General features: G+C 61.4%; 13 protein-coding genes. 3 read left to right on the top strand and 10 right to left on the bottom strand.

All coding sequences use genetic code 11. From position 1 onward, the window contains the following. Positions 1-19: 19 nt before the first annotated feature. Genes pcaF through paaA form a run of 10 tightly spaced genes read right to left on the bottom strand, consistent with a single transcriptional unit; the run spans position 20 to position 8186 of the window. Positions 20-1225 (bottom strand): 3-oxoadipyl-CoA thiolase, encoded by a 1206-nt coding sequence (gene pcaF, locus ACMWKK_RS23520; RefSeq protein WP_406542943.1) that lies wholly within the window; start codon positions 1223-1225, stop codon positions 20-22. Next, positions 1225-1647, bottom strand: coding sequence for a hydroxyphenylacetyl-CoA thioesterase PaaI (gene paaI, locus ACMWKK_RS23515; protein WP_112781444.1), 423 nt, complete (start codon positions 1645-1647; stop codon positions 1225-1227). Before paaI ends, pcaF begins: the two co-directional genes overlap by 1 nt. Further along, complete coding sequence (gene paaH / locus ACMWKK_RS23510; protein WP_112781443.1) at positions 1637-3061, bottom strand: 3-hydroxyacyl-CoA dehydrogenase PaaH; 1425 nt, start codon at positions 3059-3061, stop codon at positions 1637-1639. Before paaH ends, paaI begins: the two co-directional genes overlap by 11 nt. Before the next feature lies 1 nt (position 3062). Continuing rightward, on the bottom strand, positions 3063-3851 hold the full coding sequence (gene paaG / locus ACMWKK_RS23505; RefSeq protein WP_112781442.1) for a 2-(1,2-epoxy-1,2-dihydrophenyl)acetyl-CoA isomerase PaaG: 789 nt from the start codon (positions 3849-3851) through the stop codon (positions 3063-3065). Continuing rightward, on the bottom strand, positions 3851-4618 hold the full coding sequence (gene paaF / locus ACMWKK_RS23500; RefSeq protein WP_112781441.1) for a 2,3-dehydroadipyl-CoA hydratase PaaF: 768 nt from the start codon (positions 4616-4618) through the stop codon (positions 3851-3853). Before paaF ends, paaG begins: the two co-directional genes overlap by 1 nt. Beyond that, positions 4615-5685: a 1,2-phenylacetyl-CoA epoxidase subunit PaaE gene (paaE, locus tag ACMWKK_RS23495; protein ID WP_112781440.1), complete on the bottom strand. Its 1071-nt coding sequence runs from the start codon at positions 5683-5685 to the stop codon at positions 4615-4617. The genes paaF and paaE overlap by 4 nt, the downstream gene beginning before the upstream one ends. 7 nt (positions 5686-5692) lie before the next feature. After that, on the bottom strand, positions 5693-6190 hold the full coding sequence (gene paaD, locus ACMWKK_RS23490) for a 1,2-phenylacetyl-CoA epoxidase subunit PaaD (protein ID WP_112781439.1): 498 nt from the start codon (positions 6188-6190) through the stop codon (positions 5693-5695). A gap of 11 nt (positions 6191-6201) precedes the next feature. Further along, on the bottom strand, positions 6202-6948 hold the full coding sequence (gene paaC, locus ACMWKK_RS23485; RefSeq protein WP_112781438.1) for a 1,2-phenylacetyl-CoA epoxidase subunit PaaC: 747 nt from the start codon (positions 6946-6948) through the stop codon (positions 6202-6204). Between the two features lie 8 nt (positions 6949-6956). After that, positions 6957-7244, bottom strand: a complete 288-nt coding sequence (paaB, locus tag ACMWKK_RS23480) for a 1,2-phenylacetyl-CoA epoxidase subunit PaaB (protein WP_003857353.1) — start codon at positions 7242-7244, stop codon at positions 6957-6959. A gap of 12 nt (positions 7245-7256) precedes the next feature. Beyond that, positions 7257-8186, bottom strand: a complete 930-nt coding sequence (paaA, locus tag ACMWKK_RS23475; protein WP_045329027.1) for a 1,2-phenylacetyl-CoA epoxidase subunit PaaA — start codon at positions 8184-8186, stop codon at positions 7257-7259. Between the two features lie 284 nt (positions 8187-8470). On the opposite strand from paaA, the gene paaZ reads away from it, so the two are divergent. From paaZ to ACMWKK_RS23460, 3 genes are all read left to right on the top strand, one after another. After that, positions 8471-10513, top strand: a complete 2043-nt coding sequence (gene paaZ, locus ACMWKK_RS23470) for a phenylacetic acid degradation bifunctional protein PaaZ (RefSeq protein WP_112781437.1) — start codon at positions 8471-8473, stop codon at positions 10511-10513. Positions 10514-11134: 621 nt separating this feature from the next. Continuing rightward, complete coding sequence (tynA, locus tag ACMWKK_RS23465) at positions 11135-13408, top strand: primary-amine oxidase (protein ID WP_112781436.1); 2274 nt, start codon at positions 11135-11137, stop codon at positions 13406-13408. Positions 13409-13526: 118 nt separating this feature from the next. Continuing rightward, the gene (locus ACMWKK_RS23460) at positions 13527-14633 is read left to right on the top strand and encodes a GGDEF domain-containing protein (protein ID WP_112781435.1); all 1107 of its coding nucleotides are present in this window, start codon (positions 13527-13529) and stop codon (positions 14631-14633) included. Positions 14634-14804: the final 171 nt, after the last annotated feature.

Below are 14804 nucleotides of genomic sequence, written 5' to 3'. Positions count from 1 at the left end.
ACTCACATTGTTTTTATGCTCAAACACGCTCAAGGATCATGGCAATGCCCTGACCCACACCGATGCACATCGTACACAGCGCGTAGCGCCCGCCGCGTCGGTGCAGTTCGTTGCTCGCGGCCAGCGCCAGCCTGGCACCGCTCATGCCCAGCGGATGGCCCAGCGCAATCGCGCCACCGTTCGGGTTAACGTGCGCGGCGTCGTCCGGCAGGCCCAGCTGACGCAGCACGCCCAGCGCCTGTGCGGCGAAGGCTTCGTTCAGTTCGATGACGTCCATATCGTTTATGCTGAGTCCTGCACGCTCGAGCACCCTGCGGGTGGCAGGCACCGGGCCAAGCCCCATCAGGCGTGGCTCAACGCCCGCCGTTGCCATCACCACGATCCGCGTGCGCGGCATTAACCCCTGCGCCAGCGCCACCTTCTCGCTGGCGATGATTAACGCCGCCGCGCCGTCGTTAACGCCGGAGGCATTCCCCGCCGTCACCACCCCGTTCTTGCGAAACGGCGTTTTCAGACCGGCAAGCTGTTCGAGCGTGGTGTCCGCGCGCGGATGTTCATCCACGCTGAATTCCGTGACCGCCCCTTTTTTGCCCGGGATCTGCACCGGCACGATCTCCTGCGCCAGAATGCCGTTCTGCTGCGCCTGCGCGGTGCGCTGCTGGCTGCGCAGCGCGAACGCGTCCTGATCGGCGCGGCTGATATTTAACAATTCAGCTACATTCTCTGCCGTTTCCGGCATACTGTCAGTTCCGAATTGCTGATGCATGAGCGGATTCACAAATCGCCAGCCGATGGTGGTATCGAAGATCTCCGCCTGGCGCTGGAACGCCGCGGTGGCTTTGCCCATCACAAACGGCGCGCGGGACATCGACTCCACGCCGCCTGCGATCAGCAGGTCACCATCGCCCGCCTTAATGGCGCGGGCGGCAAAGCCAATCGCGTCCAGCCCTGATCCGCACAGGCGGTTAATGGTGGTCCCGGACACCGTCTGCGGCAGCCTGGCCAGCAGGGACGACATGCGCGCCACGTTGCGGTTGTCTTCCCCCGCCTGGTTGGCGCAGCCGAATATCACGTCGTCAATCCGCTCCAGGTCGAGCTGCGGGTAGCGGGCCAGCAGCGCGCGCAGCGGCACGGCGCCGAGATCGTCCGTTCGCACGGCGGAAAGCGCGCCGCCGTAGCGCCCAACAGGCGTTCGCACGCCATCACAAATAAATGCGTCACGCATCAGGCCTCTCCTGTCACGCTGCCGCCGATGCGGTGAGATTTTCCGCGAAAAAGGGCAACGGTTTTCTGTTGTTGATTCTGAATTTCAATGTCGTAGACGCCGGTCAGCTTGCCCTGATGCTTCACCCGCGCGGTGGCGGTGAGCGTGTCCCCGGCAAAGCCCGGACGCAGAAAATCAATCGAGCAGCCGGAGGCTACCGCCGCCAGCCCCTGGCTGTTGCAGGCGTAGGCAAAGGCGGTGTCCGCCAGCGAAAACAGCTGGCCGCCGTGGCAGGTTTTGTGGCCATTAAGCATCTGCGGGGTGATGGTCATGGTCACCACCGCGTAGCCGTCGTCCATCTCGACAATGTCCATCCCCATCGCCTGCGCGCAGGCGTCGTTTTCGTACATGGTGCGGGCGTTATGCCAGGCGTTATGACTCATAGCTACTCTCCAGAAGCGCGCGCTGGCGCAGCAGTGAACAGGGGCGATAGCGCTCTTCGCCGTAATGACGCTGCAGGTTCTCCAGCAGCGTCAGCAGGCGCTGCCAGCCCAGACGCTCGCCCCAGGCGATCGGGCCGCTCGGGTAGTTGACGCCCAGACGCATGGCGGTGTCGATGTCCTTCTCGCTGGCGACCCCCTTTTGCAAGGCATCCAGCGCCTCGTTGGCAATCATCGCCAGCGTGCGCCAGACCAGCAGGCCGGGATAATCGGCAATTTGCACCACCCGGTGCCCCTGCTGCTGCAGATAGCGGATGGCTTTTTGCGTCGCGGTATGCGGGTTGCTGGCGGCAGCGGCAACTACCGCCACGTCGCGCTCAACGCGGTCCACCACCACCACCGGCCCGTTGAGCCGCAGCGCCAGCGCCTGAGCGGTTTCACCCTGCGTTTCAACCAGATACACGTCATCAATTTCTGTGACACCGTCACGTCTTTTTTCCACGCGCATCGGGCTATAGCTGTCGTTCACCGACTCAATCCACTGCACTTCAGGTTTGTCCCCCTGCCAGTCGTAGACCCCCTTCCCGCTCTTTTTGCCCAGCCTTCCAGCCAGCACCAGCTCCTGCTGCACCAGCGAGGGGAGAAAACGACGCTCCTGCCAGAAGGCGTTAAACACCGAGCAGGTCACCGCAAAGTTCACGTCCTGACCAATCATGTCGGTCAGCTCCAGCGGCCCCATCGGGAAGCCGCCGCCTTCGCGCAGGGCAGCGTCAATCACCTCCGGCGGAGCGACCTGCTCTTCCAGCGCGCGCCAGGCTTCGGAATAGAACGGGCGGGCGACGCGGTTGACGATAAACCCCGGCGTTGACTGGCAGCGAACGGGCTGTTTGCCCCAGTTCAGCGCCAGCTCGCACAGCGCGTCGGCCACCTCCGGAGAGGTCGCCAGCCCGCTAACCACCTCCACAAGCTTCATCACCGGCGCCGGGTTAAAGAAATGCAGCCCTGCGACGCGCTCCGGATGGTGCACGTCCGCCGCAATCGCCGTGACGGAGATGGAAGACGTGTTGCTGGTCAGCACCGTCTGCGGCGGGCAGATCTCAGCCAGCCGCGCAAACAGCGCCTTTTTGACCTCCAGCCGCTCGGAGGCCGCTTCGATGATCAGATCGGCCCCGGCGAGCGCCTCAATATCCGTGACCGGAATCAGCCGGGCGAGGATCTGACTCCCGGCATCGGCGGAGAGCTTCCCGCGCGTCACCCGCGAGGCCAGCCGCTGGCGGATCCCGTCGATGGCGCGTGAAACCGCATCGCCGGCGATGTCGTAAATCAGAACCTGATGACCGTGGCTGGCGGCAACTTCGGCAATTCCGGCCCCCATCGTGCCGCTGCCGATCACGGCGACCGTGCGTATGTTCAGCATCTTATTTCCCCGTAAAGTGCGGCGCGCGCTTCGCCAGGAAGGCGCTGACGCCCTCACGGTAATCGTCGCTGCGCCCGGCCAGACGCTGATAGTCACGCTCCAGATCGAGCTGGGCGTCCAGGGTGTTGGTTTCCGCGGCGTTAATGGCCTGCTTGATCAGCCCCAGCCCGAAGGTCGGCTGAGAGGCAAAGTGCAGCGCCATCTGCTGCGCGGTGGTGGAGAGCTGGTCGTCATCGACCACCTGCCAGATCATGCCCCACGCCTGCGCCTGCTCGGCGCTGAGCTTGTCCCCGAGCAGCGCCAGCCCCATGGCGCGGGCGCGTCCGGCCACGCGCGGCAGCAGCCAGGTGCCGCCGCAGTCCGGGACCAGGCCAAGCTTGCTGAAGGCCATCACAAAGCTGGCGGAACGCGCGGCAATCACCATGTCGCAGCCGAGCGCCAGGGTCGCACCCGCGCCCGCCGCCACGCCGTTGACCGCGCAGATAACCGGCTTCGGCAGCTTTGCCAGGCGGCGCACCAGCGGGTTGTAAAAGGTCTCCACGGACATCCCCAGATCCGGCGCCGGGCCGTTGGGGTCGACGTTGCGGTCGTTCAGATCCTGACCGGCGCAAAAGCCGCGTCCTGCCCCGGTGAGCAGCAGGCAGCGAACGGTGTCGTCGCGTTCGGCCTGCTTCAGGCACTCGGCAAGCTGCTGGTGCATCACGTCGTTAAAGCTGTTCAGACGCTCCGGACGGTTCAGCGTAATGGTCATTACGCCCTGTTCTACATGGGTGAGAATAAATTCCACAATTAGCGTCCTTTAAAGTCGGGGATGCGTTTTTGCAAGAAGGCGTCGATGCCTTCCCGGCGGTCTTCGGTAGCGGAAAGCAGGGTAAACAGCTGGCGCTCCTGCGCCAGACCGGCCTGGAGCGGCACCTCCTGCGACTGGCGCAGCGCCTGTTTCGCCGCCTGCAGCGCCAGCGGCGAGTGGCGCGCCATGAGTGCCGCCTGCTTCAGGGCATACTCCAGCGTTAGCGCTGCCGGGAAAACATCGCTCACCAGACCGGCGCCCAGCGCCTGCTGCGCGGTAATGCTCTCTCCGGTCAGCACCATCCTGCTGGCGAGCGATTTACCGACGCTGCGGATAAGACGCTGGGTGCCGCCCGCGCCGGGCATAATGCCGAGCGTGATTTCCGGCAGGCCAAAGCGGGCGTTATCGCCAGCAACGACCACGTCGCACAGCAGCGCCAGCTCGCAGCCCGCGCCGAGCGCGAAGCCGTTAACGGCGGCGATCAGCGGTTTATTGAACGCGTTAATGCGCGCCCACAGCTGCGGACGGATATCGTTCAGGGTGGCGGGCAGGTCTTTCTCCGCCATTTCGCTGAGATCGGCCCCGGCGGCAAAGCAGCGCTCGCTGCCGTAAATCACGCAGACGGCGATGTCGGCATCCACAGCAGCGGCCTCAAGCTGTTCCGCAAGCTGAGTCAACAGCGCGTTGTTGAGGGCGTTGCGCGCCGCCGGACGGTTGAGCGTCAGCTGCAGCACGCGGCCATGACGGGTAACAATCAGCTCGCTCATGCCATCCCCTTCGCGTCAAAGTCGACGATCACGTCGGCGGTGAGCGGCAGCGACTGGCAGCTCAGCACATACCCGGCGGCCAGCTCGTCAGGCTCCAGGCTGTAGTTGGTCGCCATGTCCACCTTCCCGCGCAGCACTTTGCATTTACAGGTGGCGCACACGCCGCCCTTGCAGGCATACGGCAGATCCGCCCCCTGGCGAAGCGCGGCGTCGAGGATGCTTTCGTCGTCCGCCGTGAGGGTAATTTCACGGTCGCGCCCGTCCTGACGCACGGTCACCTTCTGTCCTTGTGCCTGCACGTGCACCGCGCGCTTAACGGTGATGCCGGAGGTGTTGAAGCGCTCAAGATGGATGGCTTTTTCGGGCATCCCCAGCGCCTTCAGCGTGGCTTCGGCGTCGTCCATCATCGCCGACGGGCCGCAGATAAAGGCCTCGTCGTACTGGCGGAAGTCGATCAGGGTTTTCGCCAGCGCCTGCAGTTTTTCCCCGTCGATGCGGCCGTAGAGCAGATCGCTGTCCAGCCGCTCCTGGCTGAAGATGGAGACCAGCTGCAGGCGCTGCGGGTATTTGTCCTTCAGGTCCGCCAGCGCCTGGCGGAACATCATGCTCTGGCTGCTGCGGTTACCGTAGATCAGGGTGAAATGGCTGTTGGGTTCTGTCGCCAGCGTAGCGGAGAGAATCGCCAGCATCGGGGTGATGCCGGAACCTGCGGCAATCGCCAGGTAGTGGCCTTCACGTTCGGCCTGGGGCTGGTAGCCAAACTGCCCCTGAGGAACCATCACCTCCAGCGCCATGCCCGGTTTGATCTCGTCCCGTGCATAGCGGGAGAAGCGCCCGCCGTCGATGGCTTTGACCGCCACGCTGATCTCGCCCGGCGCGGCGCTGCGGCAGATGGAGTAGCAGCGGCGCAGCTCGTCTTCGCCCAGCTTCGTTTTTAACGTCAGGTGCTGGCCGGGACGGAAGCGGTAGGCGTCCTGCAACGGCTGCGGCACCGCAAAGGTGATGGTCACCGCGTCGCGGGTTTCGGGTTCCACTTTTGCCACTGTTAATGAATGAAACGTTGTCATGGCAGCCTCAAATGCATTTGAAATAGTCGAAGGGCTCGCGGCAGGTATTGCAGCGGTAGAGCGCTTTGCAGGCCGTCGAACCAAATTCACTGATTAGCGCGGTGTTGGTGCTGGCGCAGCGCGGGCAGCTCACCGCCAAAGGCGCGTGCGCGTGGCAGCTATGCCCCACGGGCGGGCTGATGCCGTAAGCCTGCAGGCGTTCGCGCGCGTCGGCGGTCATCCAGTCGGTGGTCCAGGCGGGCTCAAGCTGGAGCACGATGTGCACCGGGGTAAAGCCGTGCGCAGTCATCGCATCGCGGATCGCCCCCAGCAGGTGTTCGGTTGCCGGGCATCCCGAGTAGGTTGGCGTGAAGCCGATGACCCAGCCTTCCCCCTGCGCCTTCACGCTGCGCACCATGCCGAGATCGGTGATGGTTAACACCGGCACTTCCGGGTCCGGGATCTGGCTCAGCAGCGCCCAGATCTGCGGGATTTGCGCGGGCTCGATGTCGACGAGGCGTTGCATAGCCTTCTCCTTTACCACTGCTGACCGGGATAGGCGCGCTGGAGGTACTGCATTTCAGCGAGCATCGGGCCCAGATGTTCGGTATGCAGCCCCCGCTTGCCCCCGGTGCGGTAGGCCACCTCTGCGGGGACCTGCAGGCAGGCTTCATTCAGACCGGCATACACTTCGCTTTCCCACGGCTGGCGCAGGAGGCGCGGATCGACCGCCACGCCGGAATCCACCAGCGCCAGCTCGACGTCATCCGCCTCAAACAGTTCAGCCGTAAAGCGCCACAGATTGTCGATGGCCTGCTGCATCTTTTGCGCGGAGGTTTCGGTGCCGTCGCCCAGGCGCACCAGCCAGCCCCGGCTGAAGCGCAGGTGGTAGCGCGCCTCTTTAATCGCTTTCGCGGCGATGGCGGCAAGCTGGGCGTCGCGGCTTTGGGCCAGGCGTTCGTACAGCGCCACGTTCCACGCATCCATCAGGTACTGACGGGCAAGGGTGTCGGCGAAGCTGCCGTTCGGCTGCTCCACCAGCAGGACGTTGCGGAACTGACGCTCGTCGCGGCCAAAGGCCAGCGTGTCTTCATCGCCCTGGCCTTCCATCTCCGCGGCATAGGCCAGGAAATTGCGCGCCTGGCCCAGCAGGTCGAGACCGATGTTGGCGAGCGCGAGGTCGATTTCCAGCTCCGGCGCGTGGCCGCACCAGGCGCCGAGGCGCTGGGAGAGCACCAGACCGTTGTCGCCCAGACGCAGGGCATAGGCAGTCACTGAATTCATTCTTTGCCTCACATATGCTCGATGCCGTCGGGGATGGTGTAGAACGTCGGATGGCGGTAAACCTTGCTTTCCGCCGGGTCGAAGAACTCACCGCTCTCTTCCGGCTGGGAGGCGACAATCTCGCTCGCCTTCACCACCCAGATCGAACACCCTTCGCTGCGGCGGGTGTAGGCATCGCGCGCATTTTCCAGCGCCATGCGATCGTCGGCGGCATGAAGACTGCCCACGTGACGGTGGGACAGCCCCTGTTTGCTGCGTACGAACACTTCGTACAGCGGCCAGTAGACATTGCTCATGGTTATTTCCTCTTATGCGGCCTGACGGGCGCGTTGTTTTTCCGCGTGCGCCAGGGCGGCTTCGCGCACCCATGCGCCCTCTTCCCAGGCCTTACGCTTCGCGGCCAGGCGTTCGTGGTTGCAGATGCCGCGCCCGTTAATGACCTCTTCAAATTCCTGCCAGTCGATCTCGCCGAAGCGGTAGTGGCCGCTCTCTTCGTCAAAGCGCAGATCGGGATCCGGCACCGTCATGCCCAGCATTTCCACCTGCGGTACCGTGTTGTCGACAAAGCGCTGGCGCAGCTCGTCGTTGCCGAAGCGTTTAATTTTCCAGGCCAGGCTGCGGGCGCTGTTCGGCGAGTTGTCGTCGTTCGGCCCGAACATCATCAGCGCTGGCCACCAGAAGCGGTTGATGGCGTCCTGCAGCATCTGCCGCTGGGATTCACTGCCCTGCGCCAGCGCCATGCAGGCTTCAAACCCCTGACGCTGGTGGAAGCTCTCTTCTTTACAGATTTTCACCATCGCACGGGCATACGGGCCGTAGGAGGTGCGGCACAGCGCCACCTGGTTGACGATAGCGGCCCCGTCCACCAGCCAGCCAATCACGCCGATATCGGCCCAGCTCAGGGTCGGATAGTTGAAGATGGAGGAGTATTTCATCCTGCCGTCGAGCATCTTCTGGTAGATGTCTTCCCGCGCGCAGCCCAGCGTTTCCGCCGCGCTGTAGAGGTAGAGCCCGTGTCCGGCCTCGTCCTGCACCTTCGCCAGCAGGATCGCTTTTCGGCGCAGCGTCGGGGCGCGGGCGATCCAGTTTCCTTCCGGCAGCATGCCGACAATTTCAGAGTGCGCATGCTGACCAATCTGGCGGATCAACGTCTTACGGTAGGCGTCAGGCATCCAGTCCTGAGGCTCAATCGCCGTCTCCTGCGCTATGCGCTGCTCAAACCGTTGTTCTTGCGTCACGTCATCACCTTTATGATTCGTTAGTTTGCAAATTAAAGCGAAATTGTGAATCACTTTGTTTTTTAAAAGTTACACAAAGGTTAAATATAACCCCAAGAATTGTTTCCTTGTTTTGTGATGTTGCTCGCAAGGCTTTTATTTCAGACCTCTGAACGGGCGCTTTCTAACGAGGAGATCCATAAGACTGGATCACAATGTTAACAATTCATTAAAACTCAGCTTGATTTTTATGATTCACGATTAAACTATTAATAGTGAAATTACGTAACATTTGGAGATAAGCGATGCAGCAGTTAGCCAGCTTCGTGTCCGGTACCTGGCAGTCTGGCCGGGGCCGCGAACGCACTATTCATCACGCCATCAGTGGCGAAGCGCTGTGGAGCGTGACCAGCGAAGGGCTGGATATGGCGGCCGCCCGTCGGTATGCGATTGAGCGCGGCGGTGAAGCGCTTCACGGGATGACCTTTATTGAACGTGCCGCCATGCTGAAGGCGTTAGCAAAGCACCTGCTCAGCGAGAAAGAGACGTTTTATGCTCTGTCTGCCCAGACCGGGGCGACGAAGGCGGACAGCTGGGTCGATATCGAAGGCGGGATCGGCACCCTGTTCACATACGCCAGCCTTGGCAGCCGCGAGCTGCCTGACGATACCGTGTGGCCGGAAGATGAGTTAATCCCGCTGTCGAAAGAAGGCGGCTTTGCGGCGCGCCACGTTCTGACCTCGAAATCCGGCGTGGCGGTACACATCAACGCCTTCAACTTCCCCTGCTGGGGGATGCTGGAAAAGCTGGCGCCGACCTGGCTTGCCGGTATGCCCGCCATCATCAAACCCGCTACCGCTACCGCGCAGGTGACGCAGGCGATGGTGAAATCCATCGTCGACAGCGGGCTGGTGCCGGACGGCGCCATCAGCCTGATCTGCGGCGGCGCGGGCGATCTGCTCAACCAGCTCGACAGCCAGGACGTGGTGACCTTTACCGGCTCCGCCAGCACCGGGCAAAGCCTGCGCGTGCACCCGAATATTGTGGCGAATTCCATTCCCTTCACTATGGAAGCCGACTCCCTGAACTGCTGCGTGCTGGGTGAAGACGTCACGCCGGAACAGCCGGAATTTGCCCTGTTCATCCGGGAAGTGGTCCGCGAGATGACCGCCAAGGCCGGACAGAAATGTACGGCCATTCGCCGTATTATCGTCCCGCAAAACCAGATTGAGGCGGTGAGCCAGGCGCTGATTGCCCGGCTGGAAAAGGTGGTGGTGGGCGACCCGGCGCAGGAAGGGGTAAAGATGGGCGCGCTGGTCAACGCCGAACAGCGCGCGGACGTTCAGGAGAAGGTGGAGCAGCTGGTTGCAGCAGGCTGCGAGATCCGTCTGGGTGGCAAAGCAGATTTGCAGGCCGCGGGCGCATTCTTCCCACCGACCCTGCTGTTCTGCCCGCAGCCGGATGAAACCCCGGCGGTGCACTCAACCGAAGCCTTCGGCCCGGTTGCAACGCTGATGCCCTACCGCGATACGCAACACGCGATGACGCTTGCCCGCGCGGGCGGCGGCAGCCTCGCAGGCACGCTGGTTACCGCTGATGTAGCCCTTGCCCGCCAGTTTATTGCCGGTGCGGCGCGCGCCCACGGGCGTATTCAGATCCTTAACGAGGAATCCGCCAAAGAGTCCACCGGCCACGGCTCCCCACTGCCGCAGCTGGTGCACGGCGGTCCGGGCCGCGCGGGCGGCGGTGAAGAGCTGGGCGGCCTGCGCGCGGTGAAGCACTACCTGCAGCGCACCGCTGTTCAGGGTAGCCCCTCTATGCTGGCCGCCATCGGCAAGCAGTGGGTGCGGGGCGCAGCGGTGCAGGAAGATCGCGTGCATCCGTTCCGCAAATACTTCGAGGAGCTGCAGCCGGGCGACAGCCTGCTGACGCCGCGCCGCACCCTGACGGAAGCGGATATCGTGAACTTTGCCTGCCTCAGCGGCGACCACTTCTACGCCCATATGGACAAGATCGGCGCGGCAGAGTCGATCTTTGGCGAGCGCGTGGTGCACGGCTATTTCCTGATCTCCGCCGCCGCGGGGCTGTTTGTTGATGCGGGCGTCGGGCCGGTGATCGCCAACTATGGCATGGAAAACCTGCGCTTTATCGAGCCGGTCAAGCCTGGCGACACCATTCAGGTGCGCCTGACCTGCAAACGCAAAACGCTGAAGAAACAGCGCACCGCGGAAGAAAAACCGACGGGCGTGGTGGAATGGGCGGTTGAGATCTTCAACCAGCACCAGCAGGCCGTGGCGCTCTACTCCATTCTGACGCTGGTGGCGCGCCAGCGGGGTGAATTCAGCTAAGGTCCCTACTCCTAATCCTCTCCGCAATGGCTGAGCGCTCTCAAGTAATGTGAAAGCAGAAGCAATAACGCTGCTTTTAGAATGGCTGAGGGCCTTCAGCGATGCCCTCGTCCGGCTGTAAATCGCTGAGGCGTTTCCGTAAGGCCGGGGCGAGGCGCATGGATGCGCCGAGAGGGCGGGCTTTACAGGGATGTTACCTCCGCCCGTCCCCGATAAGCCGGAAGGAATAAGCTGAGGGCACCGCGAAGCGGCGATTTACCGCCGGGAGCCCGGGTCGCCAGGGTGGTGGCGATTGAGCCACCCTGGCACGTTCACAAGTCATGTTGTCACAGAGTAGCAAGGAACGTAAAGTGAACGGAATGACCTCCACAGCCGTATGTTCCCCCTCACCCCAGCCCTCTCCCTCAAGGGAGAGGGGGTCGTCTGTGCAGACATTATTTTGTGGGGTTCCCTCAGCCTTAATGGGGAGAGGAAATGGCCCGGCATGTGACTTACCCCCGCTCTTTTTTTAACCTGGCAAGACTGACAAATAATCTGGCAGATGCAGGCAAACGCTTTTCTCAGGCGCCTGTCAGGATAAGGCTGTCACAACACAATAAACACAACAAGATGAGGTCTACGATGGGAAGCAATTCTTCTTTTTCTGCCCGTAGAACGGCGCTGGCCATGGCCGTTGCGCTGTGTTGCGCCTGGCAATCCCCTGTTTTCGCCCACGGCAGCGAGGCGCATATGGTCCCGATGGACAAGACGCTGCAGGACTTTGGCGCAGATGTGCAGTGGGATGATTACGCACAGATGTTCACCATTGCGAAAGACGGCGCCTTTGTGAAGGTCAAACCGGGTGCGAAAACCGCCATCGTCAACGGGAAACCCCTCACGCTTGAGGTGCCGGTAGTGATGAAAGGCAAGAAAGCCTTTATTTCCGATACGTTTATCAACGATGTTTTCCAGTCCGGCCTTGACCAGACGTTCCAGGTTGAAAAACGCCCTCACCCGCTAAACGCGCTGACGGCGGACGAAATTAAGCAGGCCGTTGAGATTGTGAAAGCCTCGGCGGATTTTAAACCGAATACCCGCTTCACCCAGATTGCCCTTGCCGAGCCCGAGAAAGCCAAAGTGTGGGACTTTGTGCTCAACGGTACCGCAGTAGATGCTCCTCGCCAGGCAAAGATCGTCATGCTCGATGGCAAGCACGTTATAGAGAGCGTGGTGGACCTGAAGGATAAAAAAATCCTGCGCTGGGAACCGGTAAAAGACGCGCACGGCATGGTGCTGCTGGATGATTTCACCGCGGTTCAGCAAATTATCAACGAAAGTACCGAGTTCGCCGAGGTGCTTAAAAAACACGGCATCACCGACCCGAAAAAAGTGATTACCACGCCGCTAACCGTCGGCTATTTCGACGGCAAAGACGGCCTGAAGCAGGAAGATCGCCTGCTGAAGGTGGTGAGCTATCTGGACGTCGGCGACGGCAACTACTGGGCGCACCCGATTGAAAACCTGGTGGCGGTGGTCGACCTTGAGCAGAAGAAGATCCAGAAGATCGAAGAAGGCCCGGTCATCCCGGTCCCGCTAACCCCGCGGCCATATGACGGCCGTGACCGGGTAGAAACGGTGAAGAAACCCCTGGAGATTGTCGAGCCGGAGGGCAAGAACTACACCATTACCGGCGATATGGTGCACTGGCAGAACTGGGATTTCCACCTGAGCCTGGACTCCCGCGTCGGCCCGATGATTTCGACCGTCACGTATAACGACAACGGCAAAAAACGCCAGATTATGTACCAGGGGTCGCTGGGCGGCATGATCGTCCCCTACGGCGATCCGGACGTGGGCTGGTACTTTAAGGCCTATCTTGACTCCGGCGACTACGGCATGGGCACCCTGACCTCGCCGCTGGTTCGCGGGAAAGACGTGCCGTCCAACGCCGTGATGCTTAATGAAACCATTCCGGACTACACCGGCGCGCCGATGGAGATCCCGCGCGCGATCGCTATTTTCGAACGCTACGCGGGGCCGGAATACAAGCATCAGGAGATGGGCCAGCCAAACGTCAGCGCCGAGCGCCGCGAGCTGGTGGTACGCTGGGTGAGTACCGTGGGCAACTACGATTACATCTTCGACTGGGTGTTCCACGAGAACGGCACCATCGGCATTGATGCTGGCGCGACGGGTATCGAAGCGGTGAAAGGCGTGCAGGCGAAAACCATGCACGACGCCACCGCCAAAGACGACACAAAATACGGCACGCTGATCGACCATAACATCGTGGGCACCACGCACCAGCACATCTATAACTTCCGTCTTGATATGGACGTGGACGGCATAAACAACAAGCTGGTGGCAATGGATCCGGAGGTGAAGCCGAATACCGCCGGAGGCCCGCGGACCAGCACCATGCAGGTCAACCAGTACGATATCGATACCGAGCAGCAGGCGGCGCAGAAATTCGACCCGGGCACCATTCGCCTGCTGAGCAACACGAGTAAAGAGAACCGCATGGGCAACCCGGTCTCCTACCAGATCATCCCTTACGCGGGCGGTACGCACCCGGTGGCGACCGGCGCGAAATTTGCCCCGGACGAGTGGATCTACCATCGCCTGAGCTTTATGGACAAACAGCTGTGGGTGACCCGCTACCACCCGGATGAGCTGTATCCGGAAGGGAAATTCCCGAATCGTTCCATCCACGATACCGGCCTGGGACAGTACAGCAAAGATAACGAGTCGCTCAACGACCAGGATGACGTCGTCTGGATGACCACCGGCACCACCCACGTCGCGCGCGCGGAGGAATGGCCGATTATGCCGACGGAATGGGTACATACCCTGCTTAAACCGTGGAACTTCTTCGACGAGACGCCAACGCTCGGGAAGAAAAAAGAGGATAAATAACCACCGGCCGGGCAATTGCCCGGTTTTTTTTGCCTCTGCATTTGAGCTTCGTCCGGGCTTGCTTATAGTTACTGATATCCCACCTGCATGATTTATCCCCCGGACGGGAAAGGCATTTATGGAAAAAAGAAAAAAACCGACGCTTGAACGGGCAACCTGGCCGACGCGCCAGGCCATGGTGATGCATGGGCTGGCGATGAACCTGCCGTGGCTGGCCTTCGTGAATATCAGCTTCGCGGTGATGATTCTGCTGCGCCACATCCTGCTCAAGGCCAGCGATCCCCTTTATCCCCATTCGCCGCAGCTGACGAAGATGGTCGATGCCTCGATGCTCGGCATTATCCTCCTCTCTGCCGCGCTGGTCCTGATGGCCTGGCGGCGCATCGCCGGTATCAGCGTGGTGCTGTTTATCTGTAGCGCCATCTGGTCGGTCTCCTGCTTCTGGTTTATTACCCAGCTGCTGCTCCCGCACGTCTGGCCGCTGTGCGTCATTCTCTTACTCGCGGGCTTAACGGCGCTCTATTTTTATCCTGAGGGGCTACTCGCTTTTATCCTCCCGCTGTGGATCACCCTGCCTGTCGCAAACGGGATCCTGAATGACGGTCTCAACCTTCACTTCATTATTATCTGGAGCGTCTTTACGCTGATCCTGATTTGCGGGCGTTTCATCCTGTTGAGCTGGTTTGACGAAGCCTGGCGGCGTAACCAGCAAAATCAGCTGCTGATATCGCGACTGGATGCGCTGGCGCATCAGGATCCGCTAACCAAAACCGCCAATCGCCGAAAAATGGAGGTGGTGCTGGAGAACGCGGTTGAGCAGAAAAAAACCTTCTCGGTGATCATGCTGGATATCGACTACTTCAAGCGCTACAACGACACCTACGGGCACCAGGCGGGCGACGACTGTCTGACCCGCGTGGCGCGCGTGCTGAAGCAGTCGGTGCGAACGCCTGACGATGTGGTGTCGCGCTACGGTGGTGAGGAGTTCGTGGTCATCCTCTTCAATTGCCCAGTAAACATCGCTGAAAAGGTTGCCCTGCGTATTCAGGACGGCCTGCGCGCGGAAGCCATACCGCACGGCGCGTCGACGGTCAGCGACCATGTCACCGTGAGCATGGGCATTGCGAGCATGGCGGAGGGGCTCGCGGGCACCGAGATTATCGCCCGCGCCGATGCGGCGCTGTACCGGGCGAAAGAGGCCGGACGGGATCGGTGGTCGCGGTAGGCGAAGCCGGGTGGCGGCTTCGCCTTACCCGGCCTACAACGGCACGAATCGTAGGCCGGGTAAGCGCAGTGTATGACCGGATACATAGGTGACAGATCAGACCGGGAACATAGGTAACACTTTTAGTCTATCCGCACCACACTCTGGGTTTTTCGGTCGTAGTACGCAAGC

It is taken from the genome of Enterobacter sp. 01-M-03-SI-ECC (assembly GCF_047530215.1).
GTDB lineage: Bacteria > Pseudomonadota > Gammaproteobacteria > Enterobacterales > Enterobacteriaceae > Enterobacter > Enterobacter chengduensis.
Note: the sequence above shows the minus strand (reverse complement) of the source record. Positions and strands in the feature narration are given on the sequence as shown.